This is a genomic window from Oryzomicrobium sp. (assembly GCF_036820405.1).
Lineage (GTDB): Bacteria > Pseudomonadota > Gammaproteobacteria > Burkholderiales > Rhodocyclaceae > Oryzomicrobium.
The window spans coordinates 73,860-90,183 of record NZ_DAISLS010000003.1 but is presented as its reverse complement, the minus strand read 5'-3'; the positions used below and the strand labels follow the sequence as shown (position 1 = coordinate 90,183).

Below are 16,324 nucleotides of genomic sequence, written 5' to 3'. Positions count from 1 at the left end.
GCGGGGCCTATCGTCAAGATCAAGTATTGGCAGGGACCTTCGATTTTTTTCTGGTGGAATGTATTAATTTTTTTCAAGTATCGGGCGCCGCCGCCGGCGGCCGCGTGCGCCTGAGGCCGGGCCGGCTCGGGATGCCGGGCACGCCGCGCAAGGTCAACGCCGGGCCGGACCGGCGCGTTAACCGCCTGGCCCGCATCCGGCGGAAAACGGCCCGGCGACCCCGCTGTTAGGTAGTTTTGACGGTAGGCGCGGCGTTCCCAAGGGGGGCAAAAGCCAGTACCATCCCCGAGCTGTTGTTCAACCAATCAATCACGGAGCGAGATCATGAAAGCAATCCTGTCCCTCCTGGCCGTCGCCGGCCTGCTGTCCGCCGGTGCCGCCCAGGCTGACGAAGCCCTGGCCAAGTCCAAGGGCTGTCTGGCCTGCCACGCCGTCGACAAGAAGCTGGTCGGTCCGTCCTACAAGGACGTGGCCAAGAAGTACGCCGGCGACAAGACCGCCGAAGCCAAGCTGGTCGAGAAGGTGAAGAAGGGCGGTTCCGGCGTCTGGGGCCCCGTCCCGATGCCCCCCAACGCCGCTGTCAGCGACGACGATCTGCACAAGCTGGTGAAGTGGGTCCTGTCCCAGAAGTGAGCCTCGCCTGACCGCAGTGCGCAAAAAGCCGGGAGTCTTAGGACTCCCGGCTTTTTTTGTGTCCATTTTGGTGCATCGTGCCGGACCGTGAAAAACCGCGCAGGGCTTGTGCGGCGCCTGATTGACAGGCAAAAGCGGCCACTCGCAGAATGGCCCGGAAAGCTCTTTGTGTTGTCGGCCGTACGTTTTCCCCTGCCGCCCTGCCCGAACCGGGTGCGGCGTTTCCGGACCCTGTCCGAACCCTGCGGAGAATCGGAACCATGACCAAGACTTGCCCCGCCCGCCCGGCCCATCCCCTTGCCAGCGCGGTGCCCCTGGCCCTGCTGATCGCCGCCGCCCTGGCCGGCTGCGGCAACAAGGAAGAGCCCAAGCCGGCGGCCGCCCCTGCCGCGGCTCCGGCTGCCGCGCCGACGATCACCGTGCGCATCGGCCACGTCGGCCCCCTCACCGGGCCCCAGGCCCACCTGGGCAAGGACAACGAGGACGGCGCCCTGCTCGCCATCGACGACCTCAACGCCCAGGGCGTCGAGATCGGCGGCGCCAAGGCCAAGTTCGAGCTGCTTTCCGAGGACGATCAGGCCGATCCCAAGCAGGGCACCATCGTTGCCCAGAAGCTGGTGGACGCCAAGGTGAACGGCATCGTCGGCCACCTCAATTCCGGCACCACCATCCCGGCGTCGAAGATCTACTTCGACGCCGGCATTCCCCAGGTGTCCGGCTCGGCCACCAACCCCAAGTACACCCAGCAGGGCTTCAACACCGCCTTCCGCGTCATGACCAACGACGTGCAGCAGGGCCTGGTGCTGGGCGAGTACGGGGTGAAGGCGCTGGGGGCGAAGAAGATCGCCCTGGTGGACGACCGCACCGCCTACGGCCAGGGCCTGGCCGACGAGGTCGAGAAGTCGATCAAGGCCAACGGCGGCGAGGTGGTGGCCCGGGAATTCACCAACGACAAGGCCACCGACTTCAAGGCCATCCTCACCAAGATCAAGTCGAAAAAGCCCGACCTGATCGTTTATGCCGGCATGGACGCCCAGGCCGGGCCCCTGATGAAGCAGCTGCGTGAACTGGGCATCAAGTCCAACTTCCTCACCGGCGACGGCGGCTGCACCCCCGAATTCATGAAACTGGCCGGCGAGGCCGCCGAGGGCCAGATGTGCTCCCTGCCCGGGGTGCCCCTGGACAAGATGCCCGGCGGGCCGGCCTTCGTGAACAAGTTCAAGGTCAAGTTCAACACCGACATCCAGCTCTACGCGCCCTACGTCTACGACGCCACCATGGTGCTGGCCGACGCCATGAAGCGCGCCGGCTCGGCGGACCCGGCCAAGTACCTGCCGGAGGTGGCCAAGACCGACTACCAGGGCGTCACCGCCCGCATCGCCTTCGACGCCAAGGGCGACCTGAAGAGCGGCCCCATCTCGCTCTACAAGTACGTCGGCGGCAAGCTGCAATTCGTCGAGACCGTGGGCGGCGGCGCCGGTGGCGCCGGCGGCGATGCCCCTGTCCCGGCCAAGGGCGACGGGCAAAAATAAACCAACCGCGACGGCGCCTTCCCAGGCGCCGTTTTTCCATGCTGGACCCAAAGGCGACGGGCCATGGACATCTTCATCCAGCAGATCATCAACGGGCTGGTCCTGGGCAGCATCTACGCCCTGGTCGCCCTGGGCTACACCATGGTCTACGGCATCCTCGGCCTGATCAACTTCGCCCACGGCGAGGTGGTCATGCTCGGTGCCCTGACCGCCTATTCGACCATCACCGGATTGCTTGGCCTGGGCGTGCCCCTGCCCGTGGCGGCCCTGGCCGGCCTGGCCGTAGCCGCCCTGCTGTGCATGGCGGTGGGCTATACCGTCGAGCGCATCGCCTACCGCCCCCTGCGCGGCGCGCCCCGGCTGGCGCCACTGATCACCGCCATCGGCGTGTCGATCGTGCTGCAAAACGGCGCCATGATGGTGTGGGGGCGCAACTACCATGCCTTTCCCAACCTGGTGCCGGAACGCCAGTACGACGTGTTCGGCGCCACCATCACCCTGCTCCAGGTGCTCACCGTGTTGCTCGCCGCCCTGACCATGGCCGGCCTGATGCTGCTGGTGCTGCGCACCAAGCTGGGCCGGGCGATGCGCGCCACCGCCGAGAATCCGGCCATCGCCCAGCTGATGGGGGTGGACGTGAACCGCATCGTCTCCCTGACCTTCGTCCTTGGCTCGGCCCTGGCGGCCCTGGCCGGGCTGATGGTCAGCGCCAACTATTCGATCGCCCACTACTACATGGGCTTCATCCTCGGCCTGAAGGCCTTCACCGCCGCCGTGCTGGGGGGCATCGGCAACCTGGCCGGGGCCATGGTCGGCGGCATCCTGCTCGGCCTGATCGAATCCCTGGGGGCCGGCTACATCGGCGACCTGACCGGCGGCTTCTTCGGTTCCAACTACCAGGACGTGTTCGCCTTCTTCGTCCTGATCGCCGTGCTGGTGTTCCGTCCCTCGGGCCTGGTCGGCGAAAAAGTCGCGGAGCGGGCGTGATGGCGGCCGCTCCCGCTTCCGCCGCCGGCCGCGCCCCGGTCTCTGCCCCCATCCCCGCCCGGGTATGGGTCGCCTACGCCGGCCTGGCCCTGCTGCTGGCGCTGCTGCCCTGGCTGGTGGGCGGGGTGCTCGGCCTGGGCAACGCCTGGCTGCGCACCCTCAACTTCGCCGTGCTCTACGTGATGCTCGCCCTCGGGCTCAACATCGTGGTCGGCTTTGCCGGGCTGCTCGACCTGGGCTACATCGCCTTCTACGCCGTGGGCGCCTACATGTACGCCCTGCTCGCCTCGCCCCACTTCGGCCTGCACCTGCCGGCCTGGGCCATCCTGCCCGCCGGGGCGGCCCTGGCCGGGCTGTTCGGCGTCATCCTGGGGGCACCCACCCTGCGCCTGCGCGGCGACTACCTGGCCATCGTCACCCTGGGCTTCGGCGAGATCGTGCGCATCTTCCTCAACAACCTGAACGCCCCGGTGAACATCACCAACGGCCCCCAGGGCGTGTCGGGCATCGATCCCCTGGCCTTCTTCGGCGTTTCCCTGGCCAAGCCGGTGGTGGTGGCCGGCATCATCCTGCCGCCCCTGGCGGCCACCTACTACGTCTTCCTGCTGCTCGCCCTGGGGGTGGTGTTCGTCACCCTGCGCCTGGAGAACTCGCGCATCGGCCGGGCCTGGGTGGCGATCCGCGAGGACGAGGTGGCGGCCAAGGCCTGCGGCATCGACACGCGCAACATCAAGCTGCTCGCCTTCGCCATGGGCGCCAGCTTCGGCGGCGTGGCCGGCGGGCTGTTCGCCGGCTTCCAGGCCTTCGTCAGCCCCGAATCCTTCAGCCTGATGGAATCGGTGATGGTGCTGTGCATGGTGGTGCTGGGCGGCATGGGCCACATCCCCGGGGTGATCCTCGGCGCCGTGCTGCTGTCGCTGCTGCCGGAGGCCTTCCGCTACGCTGCGGTGCCGGTGCAAAAATACCTGTTCGGCCACGTGGTGGTGGACCCGGAAAGCCTGCGCATGCTGCTCTTCGGCCTGGCCCTGATCCTGGTCATGCTCTACCGCCCGGCGGGGCTGTGGCCCTCGCCCCTGCGCAAGCGCGAACTGAAGCGGAGCGGCCCATGAGCGCCCCCCTGCTCGACGCCCGGGGAGTGGCCAAGCACTTCGGCGGGGTGAAGGCCCTCAAGGACGTGTCCCTGTCCATCGCCCCCGGGGAAATCTACGGCCTGATCGGCCCCAACGGCGCCGGCAAGACCACCTTCTTCAATTGCCTGACCGGCCTGTACGCCCCGGACGGCGGCGGCTTCACCTTCGCCGGGGCGCCGCTCAAGGCCAGCGCGCCGCACCAGGCGGCCCGGCGCGGCATCGCCCGGACCTTCCAGAACATCCGCCTGTTCGCCCACATGACCGCCCGGGAGAACGTCATGGTCGGCCGCCACGTGCGCACCCGGGCCGGGGTGATCGGCGCCATCCTGCGCGACCCGCGCACCCGGGCCGAGGAAGCGGCCATCGCCCGGCGCGCCGACGAACTGCTCCACTACGTGGGCATCGCCGACCGGGCTCACGACCTGGCCAAGCACCTCTCCTACGGCGACCAGCGCCGCCTGGAGATCGCCCGGGCCCTGGCCACCGACCCGCGTCTGCTGTGCCTCGACGAGCCGGCGGCGGGCATGAACGCCACCGAGCGCGCCGCCCTGCGCACCCTGATCGCCGGCATCCGCGCCGACGGCGTCACCGTGCTGCTGATCGAGCACGACGTGAAGCTGGTGATGGGCCTGTGCGACCGGGTGGCGGTGCTCGACTACGGCCAACTGGTGGTGGAGGACGTGCCGGCGGTGGTGCAGCGCGACCCCCGGGTGATCGAGGCCTACCTGGGCGCCGCACCGGACGAGGCGGGCCAGGGTGGAGCGGGGGAGGGCGGCCATGCTTGAAGTCACCGGCCTGGCCGTGGCCTACGGCGGCATCCGCGCCGTCAAGGGCATCACCTTCCACGTCAACGCCGGGGAACTGGTGGCCCTGATCGGCGCCAACGGCGCCGGCAAGACCTCCACCCTCAAGGCCCTGGCCCGGCAACTGCCCGCCGCCGGCAGCCTGCGCTACGAAGGGCGGGAGCTGGCCGAGCTGGCGCCCCATGAGCTGATCCGCGCCGGCATCGCCCTGGTGCCCGAGGGCCGCGGCGTGTTCGCCCGGCTGACGGTGGAAGAGAACCTGGACATGGGCGCCTACTCCCTCTCCGGCCGGGCCGGCCGCCAGGCCCTGGCCCGGGGGTTGGAGCGGGCCTACGCCCTGATGCCGCGCCTCAAGGAGCGGCGTGCCCAGCTGGCCGGCACCCTGTCCGGCGGCGAACAGCAGATGCTGGCCATCGCCCGGGCCCTGATGGGCGAGCCGCGCCTGCTCTTGCTCGACGAGCCTTCCATGGGCCTGGCGCCGCTGATGGTGCAGAAGGTCTTCGAGGTGATCCGCGAGGTGCGCGCCGCCGGCGTCACGGTATTGCTGGTGGAGCAGAACGCCCGTCTGGCGTTGCAAGCCGCCGACCGGGGCTACGTGCTCGAATCCGGCGAAGTGACCCTGGCCGACGACGCCCCCCGCCTGCTCGCCGATCCCCGGGTGCGGGCGGCCTACCTGGGGGAATAGGGCGCCGGGGGGATGCGACGCTGGTCGTGCGCCCCGGCGGCGTTTCCGCCATTTTTGCCGCAAGGCAAAGCCGCACATCGCGGCCTCGATGTAGTCTGCTCCCTGCCCGCGCTCCCCTTCCGGCCTTCCGGAACGCGGCGGCGAGCGCGGCGTGCAATGAAAGGACGACCATGGCCACCGTACCCGACCAGACCGCCGTGCTGGCGGCCCTTTCCACCGTCTCCGACCCGGAGCACGGCATCAACATCGTGGACCTGGGTCTGGTCTACGGGGTCGAGGTGGCCCCGGGCCAGGTGACCGTGCGCCTGACCCTGACCAGCCCGGGCTGCCCCATGGGCAACCTGATCCTGGGCGACGCCGAGGAGGCGGTGCAGGGCGCGGTGCCGCCGGGCACCGTGGTGGACCTGGACCTGGTGTGGGAGCCCCCCTGGGGGCCGGAGCGCCTGTCGGACAGCGCCAAGCAGCACTTCGGCTGGGAGTGAGTTCCGAGCTTCGAGCCCCTCCGCGCCCACGCCTCAAGCCGCAAGCCACGCACCGGAATCCACGGAATCCTTGCCATGCCGGTCCGCTACCGTATCCCTCTCTTTCTTTTCGCCGTGGTTGCTCTGGTCAGCGGCCTGTGGGGCGGTCTCGGCCGCCTGCCCGGGCTGGCCGATCTGACCGGCGGTGCGGCCCTGCCGCCGCCCACCGCCGCCGGTTTTCACGGCCCCCTGATGGCCGCCGCCTTCTTCGGCACCGTCATCAGCCTGGAGCGGGCGGTGGCCCTCGACCGCCCCTGGGCCTACCTGGCCCCGGCCCTGTGCGGCCTGGGCGGCGTGGCCCTGCTGGCAGGGGCCGCGCCGGGAGCGGCGGGCGGCCTGCTGGCCTTGGGGCTGGCGGTGCTGGTGCTTGCCTCCGCCGTGGTGTGGCGGCGCCAGCCGGCCCTGCACAACGCCATCCTGCTGCTCGCCGCCCTGCTCGGCGCCCTGGCCTGCCTGGGCTTCGCCCTGGGGGCGCCGCTGCGCGCCGGAGTGCCCGGGTGGGGTGCTTTTCTCGTGCTGACCATCGCTGGGGAGCGGCTGGAACTGTCCCGCCTGCTGCCACCCTCGCCCCTGGCTCGGCGCGGCGTGGCCGTGGCGGCCCTGGTCGCCGCCGGCGCGGTGCTGGCCGGCGTCCTCGGTGCCCTGGGCGGGTTGGGCGGTGGCGAGGATTTGTGGAGCAATCGGGCGGCCCGGGGCGCGGCCCTGGCCTACCTGGCCCTTGCCGGCCTGCTGGTGAAGCGGGATGTGGCCTGGAAGTCGGCCCGGCTGCCCGGGCTGCCGCGTTACATCGCGGTGTGCCTGCTGTCCGGCTACCTGTGGCTTGCCGCCGGGGCCTTGATGCTGCTGGCCTGGGGCCTGCCCGGGGCCGGGCCCCACTACGACGCGGCGCTGCACGCCCTGTTCGTCGGCTACGTGCTGGCCATGGTCTTCGGCCACGCGCCGATCGTGCTGCCGTCGGTGGCCGGGGTGCCCTTCCCCTACCGGCCGGCCCTCTACCTGCCTCTGGCGGTGCTGCACGGTTCCCTGGCCCTGCGCCTGCTCGGCGATGTGGCGGGCGAGCCGGGCTGGCGTCTGGCGGGGGGCATGGGCAACGGGGCGGCGGTGCTGCTGTTCGCCCTCACCGCCGTCGCGGCGGTGCGCGCCGGGCGGCGGCAGCGGCGCGGCCGGCGTCCGGCGGAGCGGGGATGATTAGAGGGTAGATGGCTGAAACCCCGCGACTGGCGCGGGGTTTCATAGGGCAGGTCTGGAGAGCGGCGTCTGGCGCGGCGTTTCGCGGGTGTACCGTGAAAGTCCGCGCCAGTGGCGGATCTTGGCGCAGCCCGTCAGGGCGCCTGCGTCAGAATTCCAGCTTTTCCGCGAAGGCCAGGGCTTCCAGCTGGGCGGCGTTCACCTGCTGGGCCGAGAGGCCCAACATGCCGGCCTGGCGGGCCAGGTCGGCGCCGTCGCCGGCTTCGCAGGCCCGGGCCAGGTCGAGGAAGGCGGCATAGACGCCGGTGTCGCCGATCAGGGCGTCGCTGATCGGCTCGGGCAGGTGCATCGCCTCCAGGGCGGTTTCCATGGTCACCCCGAGCATCACGTCGAGCAGCGAGAAGGCGCCGGTGATGAACAGGTTGTCGTGCTCCTGCCGGTCCACCAGGCCCTGGCCGAGCAGTTCCATCAGCCGGCCCCGGGTGATGGCGGTGTGCAGCAGCACCGGCGCCATCGGGTCCTTGCTCGAATGGGCGAGCAGCAGCGACAGCCAGCGGTTGAGCTTCTCGTAGCCGAGGATGGTCACCGCGTGGCGGAACGACTGGATTTCGCACGAGAGGCCGAAACCCGCCGAGTTGATGTAGCGCAGCAGCTTGTAGGACAGGGCCACGTCCTGCTTGAGCGCCGTTTCGATGTCGCGCAGGTCGGCGTTCTGGCGCACCAGGTTGAGCACCTGGATGGTGTGGGCCTCGGATGGGGCCAGGGTGGTGGCCTTGGCCTGGCCATCGATGCCGTGCAGGAAGAACCAGCCGGCCACGGCGCTGGCGCCGGCTTCCAGGGCGGCCTGGCAGGCGGCGTGGCTGCCCACGTTGAGCACCACCGGCACGCCCAGGGAGCCGGTCTTGCCGATCAGGGTGGCCAGGGCCGGGGCGCTCAAGGTGCGGCCGTCGAAACCGATGAAGCGCGGCGCCAGGCGGCTGCCGGCCACGGCGTTGAGGGCGGCGGCGCCGTGCTCCATGGAAAAGTCGAGGCACAGGTGCCCGGCCAGGGGCGCCAGGGCGGTTTGCAGGGGCTCTTCGCCGGCGGCCTGGGCGACCAGGCCGGCGGACACTTCCAGGGTGGCGTTGGGCGGCGCCACCCAGTCGGCCAGGCTGGCCAGATCCGGGTAGCCGGCGGGCCGGTCCAGGCCGGGCAGGTGCACGAACACCGAACGCTCGCCCCGGGGCCAGTGCTCGTCCAGGGCGTTCAGGGCGGTGGCCACCGCGGCGGCGGAGCCTTGGTCGTGCACCGTGAAGCGGTGGGCGATGATCTTGCTGTGCCGGTTGACCACCGGCTCGCGGGAGAAGAACAGATCGGCGGGCATGGCGTGTTCCGGGCGTTGGTCAGGCCGGGCTGGCGCTGAGGGCGTCGGCCGAGAATTCGAAGGAATCGGCGAAGAAGGCGTCCTCGGGCAGGCCGGCGGCGGCGAAGTCGCGCTTGGCCGCCTCGACCATCACCGGCGCGCCGCAGACGTAGGCTTCGTGGCCGGACAGGTCGGGGAAGTCGGCCAGCACCGCCTGGTGCACGAAGCCGGTGCGGCCGTCCCAGGCGTCGCCGGCGGCCGGCTCGGAGAGCACCGGCACGAAGCTGATGTGGGGGTGGGCGGCGGCCCAGCCGGCCGGCAGGTCGGCCAGGTACAGGCCGGCCTTGTCCCTGGCGCCCCAGTAGATGGCCATGGGCCGGGTCAGGCCCTCGTGGAGGGCGTGCTCGACCAGGGCCTTGATCGGTGCGAAACCGGTGCCGCCGGCCACCAGCACCATCGGCTTGGTGGATTCTTCGCGCAGGAAGAAGGTGCCGTGGGGGCCGTTGAAGCGCAGGATGTCGCGCTCCTTCATGGTGGAGAACACCTTGTCGGTGAACAGGCCGCCGGGCACGTGGCGCACGTGCAGTTCGAGGAAGGCGTCGTCGTGGGGGGCGTTGGCGATGGAGAAGCTGCGCCGCTTGTTGCCCGGCAGCAGCACGTCCACGTACTGGCCGGCGAGGAATTGCAGGCGCTCGGCGGCGGGCAGCTTGAGCTTGAGGATGGCCACGTCGGCGGCGGGTTTTGTCAGCACCTCCAGGCGGGCCGGCAGGGTCTTCACCGGAATGTCGGTGGCGCGGCGCACCTCGCGGCACTCGATCACCAGGTCGCTTTGCGCCGTGGCGCAGCAGAACAGGGTCTTGCCGGCGGCCTTGTCGGCGTCGGTGAGGGCGTGGGGGGCGGCCTTGCCGTGGTCCACCGTGCCTTGCAGCACGCCGCCCTTGCAGGCGCCGCAGGCGCCGTCGCGGCAGCCGTAGGGCAGCAGCAGGCCCTGGCGCAGGGAGGCTTCGAGCAGGGTTTCGCCTTCCTCGGCGGTGAAGGCGTGCTGGCTGGGTTCGATGCGGACGTTGTAGGTCATGGCGGCGGGCGGCGTGGCGGAGGATGGTGCGGAGAAAGCAGCGTTCGGGCGGCGGCGCGGCGGGGTGGGGAAAGTGGGACGGGCGCCATCGGCTAAAATGGCCCCATGTCGTCATTCCCTTCTCTTGCCGTGCCGGTGCCCGGGGCGGCGCAATCTGTGAATTTTGCCACGGCCGCGCCCCGGATAGATGGCCGTCCGTGCGCCGGTCCGCGCCACACGTCCGCCCCGGCGCTCCACGGGTGCCGTCCGGGGCCCGCGCCGCAGCGCCGCCTGCTGCTGGTCGGCAGCGGCGACGTGGCCCGCCGCGCCTTGCCGCTGCTGGTGCGCCGCTACCGGGTGTATGCGGTGATCCGCGATCCGGCCGATGCCCCCACCCTGCGCGCCCTGGGGGCCGTGCCGGTGGTGGCCGACCTGGACCGGCCGGCCTCGCTGCGCCGCCTGGCCGGCCTGGCCGGGGACGTGCTGCACCTGGCGCCGCCGCCGGATTCCGGCGAGCGCGACCCGCGCACCGCCCGGCTGCTGGCGGCCCTGGCCCGGGGCCTGACCCTGCCGCACCGGCTGGTCTACATCAGCACCAGCGGTGTCTATGGCGACTGCGCCGGGGCGCGCATCGACGAGACCCGGCCGGCGGCGCCGCACAGCGCCCGGGGCAAACGCCGGGTGGATGCCGAGGCTCGGGTGCGGTCCTTCGCCCGACGCAATCGGGTGGCCGCCACGGTGCTGCGCGTGCCCGGCATCTACGCCGCCGACCGGCTGCCGGTGGAGCGGCTCAAGCGCGGCACCCCGGCCCTGCTGCCCGGCGAGGACGGCTACACCAACCACATTCACGCCGACGACCTGGCCGCCGCCTGCGCCGCCGCCCTGGCCCGGGGCCGGCCCGGCCGGGTGGTGAACGCCTGCGACGATTCGGAATTGACCATGGGCGACTGGTTCGACGCCGTGGCCGAGGCCTTCGCCCTGCCGCGCCCGCCCCGGATCGGCCGGGCCGAGGCCGAGCGGACCCTGTCGCCGGCCCTGCTGTCGTTCATGAACGAATCCCGCCGCCTGTCCAACCGGCGCCTGAAACGCGAACTGCGCCTGCGCCTGATCTATCCCACCGTGGCCGAGGGCCTGGCGGCGGCGGTGGCTGCCGCCGCCGCCAGCGCACCGCGGCGCGCCTGACCCCGCATCGTTTCCACCATTCCAACCGCTCCCCGACCATGCTCACCATCAAAGCCCTGCACCTGATCTTCGTCGTCAGCTGGTTCGCCGGCCTGTTTTACCTGCCGCGCATCTTCGTCAACCTGGCCATGGTGCCGGTCGACTCGGTGGCCGAGCGCGACCGGCTGTTGCTCATGGCCGGCAAGCTGTACCGCTTCGTCACCCCCATCGGCGCCCTGGCCGTGGGCCTGGGCTTCTGGCTGTGGTTCGGCTTCGGCGCCGACCGCTTCCCCGGCGGCTGGCTCCACGCCAAGACCTTCCTGGTGATGCTGCTGGTGGCCTACCACCTGCTCTGCGGCCAGCTGCTGCGCCGCTTCCAGAAGGGCGCCGAACTGCGCGGCCACGTCTGGTTCCGCGTCTTCAACGAGATTCCGGTGCTGCTGCTGGTGGCGGTGGTGTTCCTGGTCGTGCTCAAACCCTTTTAATCCGGCTTCGCACTCGACGCGATGACGGCCTTGCCTGGCCCTCGCTTTGATTGCCCACCCCTATAAGGACTGCCTGTGTTCCAATTTTTCGCCTCCTGTCCCCGGGGGCTCGAAGCCCTGCTCGTCGAGGACCTGACCGCCGCCGGCGCCCTGCGCGTGACCCAGGTGCCCGGCGGGGCCCAGTTCACCGCCATGTGGGACGCCTGCTACCGGGCCAACCTGCACTCGTCGGTGGCCACCCGCATCCTGTGGCGCATCGCCCACAACCGCTATACCCGGGAAGAGGACATCTACAAGATGGCCCTGGGCATCAGCTGGACCGACATCTTCGACCCGAGCCAGACCATCCGCTGCGACACCGTGGCCACCAAGAGCCCGCTGCGCAGCCTGGAATTCGTCACCCTGCGGGTCAAGGACGCCATCTGCGACCGCTTCCGCGCCAGCACCGGCATCCGCCCCAGCGTGGACACCCGGGACCCGGACGTGCGCATCTCCCTGCACCTCACCGAGGACGAGGCCACCCTCTACGTGGATACCTCGGGCAACCCCCTGTGGCAGCGCGGCGAGCGTCTGGATACCGGCGAAGCGCCCCTCAAGGAGAACCTGGCCGCCGGCATCCTGCGTCTGTCCGGCTGGCAGCCGGGCATGGCCCTGCTCGACCCGATGTGCGGCAGCGGCACCTTCCTGCTCGAAGCGGCGCAGATGGCCAAGGGCGAGGCCCCGGGCCTCAACCGCACCTTTGGCTTCGAGCGCCTGGCGAGCTTCGATCCGGCCATTTGGCGCGACCTGCGCAACGAGGCGGCGGCCAGGGTGCAGCCCCTGACCAAGCTGCCCATCGTCGGCAGCGACATCGACGGCGGCCTGCTGCGCAAGGCCCAGGCCAACCTGCGCCGCGCCGGCCTGGAAGGGGCGGTGGAGCTCAAGCACTGCGACGCCCGGGACATCCGCCCCCACGCCGCCGAAGGCATCTGGGTGACCAACCCGCCCTACGGCGTGCGCATCGGTGAGGCCAACGAGCTGGCCGAGCTGTACCCGGAGCTGGGGGACCACCTCAAGGCCGAGTTCGCCGGTTGGACCGCCTGCTTCTTCTCGTCGGATACCCGCCTGCCCAAGCTGATCGGCCTGCGCCCGGACCGCAAGACGCCGCTCTACAACGGCAAGCTGGAATGTCGCCTGTACCAGTTCCGCATCGTCGCCGGCTTCAACCGGCGCGAGGCGGCCATGCCCGGAGCCCCGGCCCGGGACGACGACCTGCCCGATTGGGCGGCGGACGACCTGGACCAGTAACGGCGTGGCGGGAAGGCCGCTGTAACGAATGCCCCTGTAACCTTCGTGGGCTTGCTCCGCCGCGCCAGCTGGGGCAAGCTGATGCAGCATTCATAACAACGACCCGCACGGAGGTATCCATGAAGCATGCTCCCCTCGCTCTCTCCCTCGGCCTGACCCTGTCCGCCGCTTTCGTCGCCATGCCGGCCCAGGCGTCCGAAGACCTGGCCAAGGCCAAGTTCTGCGTCGGCTGCCACCAGATCGACAAGAAGCTGCTTGGCCCGGCCTACAAGGACGTGGCCAAGAAGTACGCTGGCACGGCCGGCGCCGAGGCCGATCTGGCGAAGAAGATCCGCGGCGGCAGCAAGGGCGTCTGGGGCGGTGCGGAAATGCCGGCCAACGCCAGCGTTTCCGATGCCGAGGCCACGACCCTGGCGAAGTGGATCCTGAGCCTGAAGTGATCCACCCGCGCCCGTAGCGGGGCGCCCGCAACGAAAAAGCCGGCAGCGATGCCGGCTTTTTTGCGCCTGTGTTTTCGTGCCGGGATCGGAATGTCAGCGCGCGGCGTCGGGCGTGCCGTTGCGGTAGTTGTCCTTGACCCGCACGTAGTGCTCGGCGGAGTACTTCAGGTAGGCGATCTCCTCGGCGCTCAGGGGGCGCACCGGCCGGGCCGGGCGGCCGGTGTACAGCATGCCGCTCTCCAGGGTCTTGCCCGGGGACACCAGGCTGCCGGCGCCGATCATCACCCGGTCCGGGATGTGGACGTCGTCCATGACGATGGTGCCCATGCCGATCAGGCATTCGTTGCCGATGACGCAGCCGTGCAGGATGACGCCGTGGCCTACGGTGACGTGGTCGCCGATGATCAGGGGCGAGCCCTCGGGCTTTTGCGGCGTGCGGTGGGAGACGTGGGCCATGGCCAGGTCCTGGATGTTGCTGCATGCGCCGATGACGATGCGGTTCACGTCGCCCCGGACCACGGTGTTGCACCACACCGAGCTGTCCGGGCCGATGGCGACGTCGCCGATGACCTGGGCGGAGGGGTGGAGGTAGACCCGTTCGCCGATGCGCGGCGTCTGGTCGAGGTAGGGGGCGATGGGCATGGCGGTGGGGCACCCGGGGGCGCGGGGAATGGGAGTGCGTGTTGCGGCAGGGGGAGGGCGGCGCCGGCGGCCGGCGCCGCGCCAGGTCAGACGATGTCCAGGTGGCCGATGCCGGCGGACAGGTCCCGGTCCTTCGATTCCTTGCCGTGGAGCTTGATCTGCAAGCGCAGGTCGTTGATCGAGTCGGCGTTGCGCAGGGCGTCCTCGTAGCTGATCTGGCCAGCCTCGTAGAGGTCGAACAGGGACTGGTCGAAGGTCTGCATGCCCAGTTCCCGGGACTTCTTCATGATCTCCTTGATCTCGGCCACCTCGCCCTTGAAGATCAGGTCTGAGATCAGTGGCGAGTTGAGCATCACTTCCACCGCCGCCGAGCGGCCCTTGCCGTCGCGGCGCGGGATCAGGCGCTGGGAGACCAGGCCGCGCAGGTTGAGGGACAGGTCCATCAGCAGCTGCTGGCGCTTCTCCTCGGGGAAGAAGTTGATAATCCGGTCCAGGGCCTGGTTGGTGGAGTTGGCGTGCAGGGTGCCCATGCACAGGTGGCCGGTCTCGGCGAAGGCGATGGCGTGCTCCATGGTTTCCCGGTCGCGGATTTCGCCGATCAGGATCACGTCCGGGGCCTGGCGCAGGGTGTTCTTCAGCGCCGCTTCCCAGGAATCGGTATCCACCCCCACCTCGCGCTGGGTGACGATGCAGTTCTTGTGCTCGTGCACGTACTCCACCGGGTCCTCGATGGTGATGATGTGGCCGTAGGAGTGCTCGTTGCGGTAGCCGATCATGGCCGCCAGGGAGGTGGACTTGCCCGAGCCGGTGCCGCCGACGAACAGCACCAGGCCGCGCTTGGTCATGGCCACGTCCTTGAGCACCTGGGGCAGCTTCAGGTCGTCCAGGTCGGGGATGGCGGTGTTGATGGTGCGCAGCACGCAGCCGATGCGCCCCTGCTGGACCAGGGCGTTGACCCGGAAGCGGCCGATGCCCGAGGGCGAGATGGCGAAGTTGCATTCCTTCTTCGCCTCGAACTCGGCAGCCTGGCGGTCGTTCATGATCGCCCGGGCCAGTTCGGCGGTGTGCTGCACCGTCAGGGGCTGGTTGGTCACCGGGGTGACCTTGCCGTCGATCTTGATCGCCGGCGGGAAGCCGGCGGTGATGAAGAGGTCCGAGCCCTTTTTCTCCACCATCAGGCGGAGCAGGTCGTACATGAATTTGAGGGCCTGGTCGCGTTCCATGTTGCGTGTTCCTTGGGTTGGGGCCGTGCGGCTCAGATGCCGAAGGCGTCCTTGTTGGCGGCCTTGGTCTTGGCTTCCGCCGCCGAGACCACGTTGCGCCGCACCAGGTCCATCAGGCACTGGTCCAGGGTCTGCATGCCCATCTGCTGGCCGGTCTGGATGGCGGAATACATCTGGGCCACCTTGTTCTCCCGGATCAGGTTGCGGATGGCCGGGGTGCCGATCATGATCTCATGGGCCGCCACCCGGCCGGTGCCGTCCTTGGTCTTGAGCAGGGTCTGGGAGATCACCGCCCGCAGCGATTCGGAGAGCATGGCCCGGACCATTTCCTTTTCCGCCGCCGGGAACACGTCCACGATCCGGTCCACGGTCTTGGCCGCCGTCGAAGTGTGCAGGGTGCCGAACACCAGGTGGCCGGTTTCCGCCGCGGTCAGCGCCAGGCTGATGGTTTCCAGGTCGCGCATTTCACCCACCAGGATCACGTCCGGGTCCTCGCGCAGGGCCGAGCGCAGAGCGTTGTTGAATGACAGGGTGTGGGGCCCAACCTCGCGCTGGTTGATCAGGCACTTCTTCGATTCGTGCACGAATTCGATCGGGTCTTCCACGGTCAGGATGTGGCCGTAGTCGTTCTCGTTGATGTGGTTGATCATCGCCGCAAGGGTGGTGGACTTGCCCGAGCCGGTGGGGCCGGTCACCAGCACGATGCCCCGGGGGTATTCGGAGATGTCCTTGAAGATCTTCGGCGCGTTCAATTCTTCCAGGGTCAGTACCTTGGAGGGAATGGTCCGGAACACGGCGCCGGCGCCGCGCTGCTGGACGAAGGCGTTGACCCGGAAGCGGGCCAGGCCGGGAATCTCGAAGGAAAAGTCGCACTCCAGGTGCTCTTCGTAGGTCTTGCGCTGCGCATCGTTCATGATGTCGTACACCATGGCGTGCACGTCCTTGTGCTCCATGGGCGGCAGGTTGATGCGGCGCACGTCGCCGTGGACCCGGATCATGGGCGGCAGCCCGGAGGACAGGTGCAGGTCGGAAGCCTTGTTCTTGACGGCGAAGGCGAGCAGTTCGGTGATATCCATGGTGGGTCCTGAGGGGAATTCCGGAGGGCGGCGCGGCAGTACGGGCGAGGGCGGAGCGGGTTGGCGACGGGGGCGAAGAACGGCCGCCGGAGCGGCGGGACGGGCGGGGTATACTCGCGGCTGGCCGGATTCCCC

17 protein-coding genes are annotated in these 16,324 nt (G+C 69.8%); 12 read left to right on the top strand and 5 right to left on the bottom strand.

Annotated features, from left to right (window positions below; translation table 11 throughout):
* The first annotated feature begins 324 nt into the window (after positions 1–324).
* From V7Z98_RS03485 to V7Z98_RS03450, 8 genes are all read left to right on the top strand, one after another.
* Positions 325–633: a c-type cytochrome gene (locus V7Z98_RS03485; protein WP_293263150.1), complete on the top strand. Its 309-nt coding sequence runs from the start codon at positions 325–327 to the stop codon at positions 631–633.
* A gap of 260 nt (positions 634–893) precedes the next feature.
* Positions 894–2,165: a branched-chain amino acid ABC transporter substrate-binding protein gene (locus V7Z98_RS03480; RefSeq protein ID WP_334157003.1), complete on the top strand. Its 1,272-nt coding sequence runs from the start codon at positions 894–896 to the stop codon at positions 2,163–2,165.
* Between the two features lie 63 nt (positions 2,166–2,228).
* Positions 2,229–3,152 carry a branched-chain amino acid ABC transporter permease gene (locus V7Z98_RS03475; protein WP_334157002.1) on the top strand — a complete coding sequence of 308 codons (924 nt, stop codon included), beginning with the start codon at positions 2,229–2,231 and terminating at the stop codon, positions 3,150–3,152.
* Positions 3,152–4,261, top strand: coding sequence for an ABC transporter permease subunit (locus V7Z98_RS03470; RefSeq protein ID WP_334157001.1), 1,110 nt, complete (start codon positions 3,152–3,154; stop codon positions 4,259–4,261). The genes V7Z98_RS03475 and V7Z98_RS03470 overlap by 1 nt, the downstream gene beginning before the upstream one ends.
* Positions 4,258–5,067: an ABC transporter ATP-binding protein gene (locus V7Z98_RS03465; protein WP_334157000.1), complete on the top strand. Its 810-nt coding sequence runs from the start codon at positions 4,258–4,260 to the stop codon at positions 5,065–5,067. The genes V7Z98_RS03470 and V7Z98_RS03465 overlap by 4 nt, the downstream gene beginning before the upstream one ends.
* Positions 5,060–5,770 carry an ABC transporter ATP-binding protein gene (locus tag V7Z98_RS03460; RefSeq protein WP_293263140.1) on the top strand — a complete coding sequence of 237 codons (711 nt, stop codon included), beginning with the start codon at positions 5,060–5,062 and terminating at the stop codon, positions 5,768–5,770. The genes V7Z98_RS03465 and V7Z98_RS03460 overlap by 8 nt, the downstream gene beginning before the upstream one ends.
* A 170-nt stretch (positions 5,771–5,940) precedes the next feature.
* Positions 5,941–6,252, top strand: a complete 312-nt coding sequence (locus tag V7Z98_RS03455) for a metal-sulfur cluster assembly factor (RefSeq protein WP_293263138.1) — start codon at positions 5,941–5,943, stop codon at positions 6,250–6,252.
* Between the two features lie 75 nt (positions 6,253–6,327).
* Positions 6,328–7,479 (top strand): hypothetical protein, encoded by a 1,152-nt coding sequence (locus tag V7Z98_RS03450; protein ID WP_334156999.1) that lies wholly within the window; start codon positions 6,328–6,330, stop codon positions 7,477–7,479.
* A gap of 148 nt (positions 7,480–7,627) precedes the next feature.
* Here the strand turns inward: V7Z98_RS03450 and V7Z98_RS03445 are convergent, their stop codons facing one another.
* On the bottom strand, positions 7,628–8,842 hold the full coding sequence (locus V7Z98_RS03445; protein WP_293263134.1) for an EAL and HDOD domain-containing protein: 1,215 nt from the start codon (positions 8,840–8,842) through the stop codon (positions 7,628–7,630).
* A gap of 19 nt (positions 8,843–8,861) precedes the next feature.
* Positions 8,862–9,896, bottom strand: a complete 1,035-nt coding sequence (locus V7Z98_RS03440) for a CDP-6-deoxy-delta-3,4-glucoseen reductase (RefSeq protein WP_334156998.1) — start codon at positions 9,894–9,896, stop codon at positions 8,862–8,864.
* Positions 9,897–10,190: 294 nt separating this feature from the next.
* Between V7Z98_RS03440 and V7Z98_RS03435 the strand changes: the two genes are divergently transcribed.
* The 4 genes from V7Z98_RS03435 (at position 10,191) to V7Z98_RS03420 (ending at position 13,248) form a co-directional block, all read left to right on the top strand.
* Positions 10,191–11,057, top strand: coding sequence for an NAD-dependent epimerase/dehydratase family protein (locus V7Z98_RS03435; protein WP_334156997.1), 867 nt, complete (start codon positions 10,191–10,193; stop codon positions 11,055–11,057).
* A gap of 38 nt (positions 11,058–11,095) precedes the next feature.
* Positions 11,096–11,521, top strand: a complete 426-nt coding sequence (locus V7Z98_RS03430; protein WP_334156996.1) for a CopD family protein — start codon at positions 11,096–11,098, stop codon at positions 11,519–11,521.
* 75 nt (positions 11,522–11,596) lie between these two features.
* A complete protein-coding gene (locus V7Z98_RS03425) occupies positions 11,597–12,808 on the top strand; it encodes a THUMP domain-containing class I SAM-dependent RNA methyltransferase (RefSeq protein ID WP_334156995.1) in 1,212 nt (403 codons plus the stop codon).
* Between the two features lie 119 nt (positions 12,809–12,927).
* Positions 12,928–13,248 (top strand): c-type cytochrome, encoded by a 321-nt coding sequence (locus V7Z98_RS03420; RefSeq protein WP_293263124.1) that lies wholly within the window; start codon positions 12,928–12,930, stop codon positions 13,246–13,248.
* Positions 13,249–13,341: 93 nt separating this feature from the next.
* Here V7Z98_RS03420 and V7Z98_RS03415 read toward each other — a convergent pair whose 3' ends face one another.
* From V7Z98_RS03415 to V7Z98_RS03405, 3 genes are all read right to left on the bottom strand, one after another.
* Entirely contained in the window at positions 13,342–13,890 is a 549-nt protein-coding gene (locus V7Z98_RS03415; protein ID WP_334156994.1) for a gamma carbonic anhydrase family protein, read from the bottom strand.
* Between the two features lie 86 nt (positions 13,891–13,976).
* Complete coding sequence (locus V7Z98_RS03410; protein ID WP_293263120.1) at positions 13,977–15,113, bottom strand: PilT/PilU family type 4a pilus ATPase; 1,137 nt, start codon at positions 15,111–15,113, stop codon at positions 13,977–13,979.
* Between the two features lie 32 nt (positions 15,114–15,145).
* Entirely contained in the window at positions 15,146–16,189 is a 1,044-nt protein-coding gene (locus V7Z98_RS03405; RefSeq protein ID WP_293263118.1) for a type IV pilus twitching motility protein PilT, read from the bottom strand.
* Positions 16,190–16,324: the final 135 nt, after the last annotated feature.

Bases quoted from the DNA above. Each gene is read 5' to 3' on its own strand.
- V7Z98_RS03485 (WP_293263150.1), top strand. From the start codon at position 325: ATGAAAGCAATCCTGTCCCTCCTGGCCGTCGCCGGCCTGCTGTCCGCC.
- V7Z98_RS03410 (WP_293263120.1), bottom strand. From the start codon at position 15,113: ATGGAACGCGACCAGGCCCTCAAATTCATGTACGACCTGCTCCGCCTG.
- V7Z98_RS03430 (WP_334156996.1), top strand. From the start codon at position 11,096: ATGCTCACCATCAAAGCCCTGCACCTGATCTTCGTCGTCAGCTGGTTC.
- V7Z98_RS03465 (WP_334157000.1), top strand. From the start codon at position 4,258: ATGAGCGCCCCCCTGCTCGACGCCCGGGGAGTGGCCAAGCACTTCGGC.
- V7Z98_RS03445 (WP_293263134.1), bottom strand. From the start codon at position 8,842: ATGCCCGCCGATCTGTTCTTCTCCCGCGAGCCGGTGGTCAACCGGCAC.
- V7Z98_RS03420 (WP_293263124.1), top strand. From the start codon at position 12,928: ATGAAGCATGCTCCCCTCGCTCTCTCCCTCGGCCTGACCCTGTCCGCC.
- V7Z98_RS03470 (WP_334157001.1), top strand. From the start codon at position 3,152: ATGGCGGCCGCTCCCGCTTCCGCCGCCGGCCGCGCCCCGGTCTCTGCC.
- V7Z98_RS03460 (WP_293263140.1), top strand. From the start codon at position 5,060: ATGCTTGAAGTCACCGGCCTGGCCGTGGCCTACGGCGGCATCCGCGCC.
- V7Z98_RS03455 (WP_293263138.1), top strand. From the start codon at position 5,941: ATGGCCACCGTACCCGACCAGACCGCCGTGCTGGCGGCCCTTTCCACC.
- V7Z98_RS03480 (WP_334157003.1), top strand. From the start codon at position 894: ATGACCAAGACTTGCCCCGCCCGCCCGGCCCATCCCCTTGCCAGCGCG.
- V7Z98_RS03415 (WP_334156994.1), bottom strand. From the start codon at position 13,890: ATGCCCATCGCCCCCTACCTCGACCAGACGCCGCGCATCGGCGAACGG.
- V7Z98_RS03440 (WP_334156998.1), bottom strand. From the start codon at position 9,896: ATGACCTACAACGTCCGCATCGAACCCAGCCAGCACGCCTTCACCGCC.
- V7Z98_RS03475 (WP_334157002.1), top strand. From the start codon at position 2,229: ATGGACATCTTCATCCAGCAGATCATCAACGGGCTGGTCCTGGGCAGC.
- V7Z98_RS03450 (WP_334156999.1), top strand. From the start codon at position 6,328: ATGCCGGTCCGCTACCGTATCCCTCTCTTTCTTTTCGCCGTGGTTGCT.
- V7Z98_RS03405 (WP_293263118.1), bottom strand. From the start codon at position 16,189: ATGGATATCACCGAACTGCTCGCCTTCGCCGTCAAGAACAAGGCTTCC.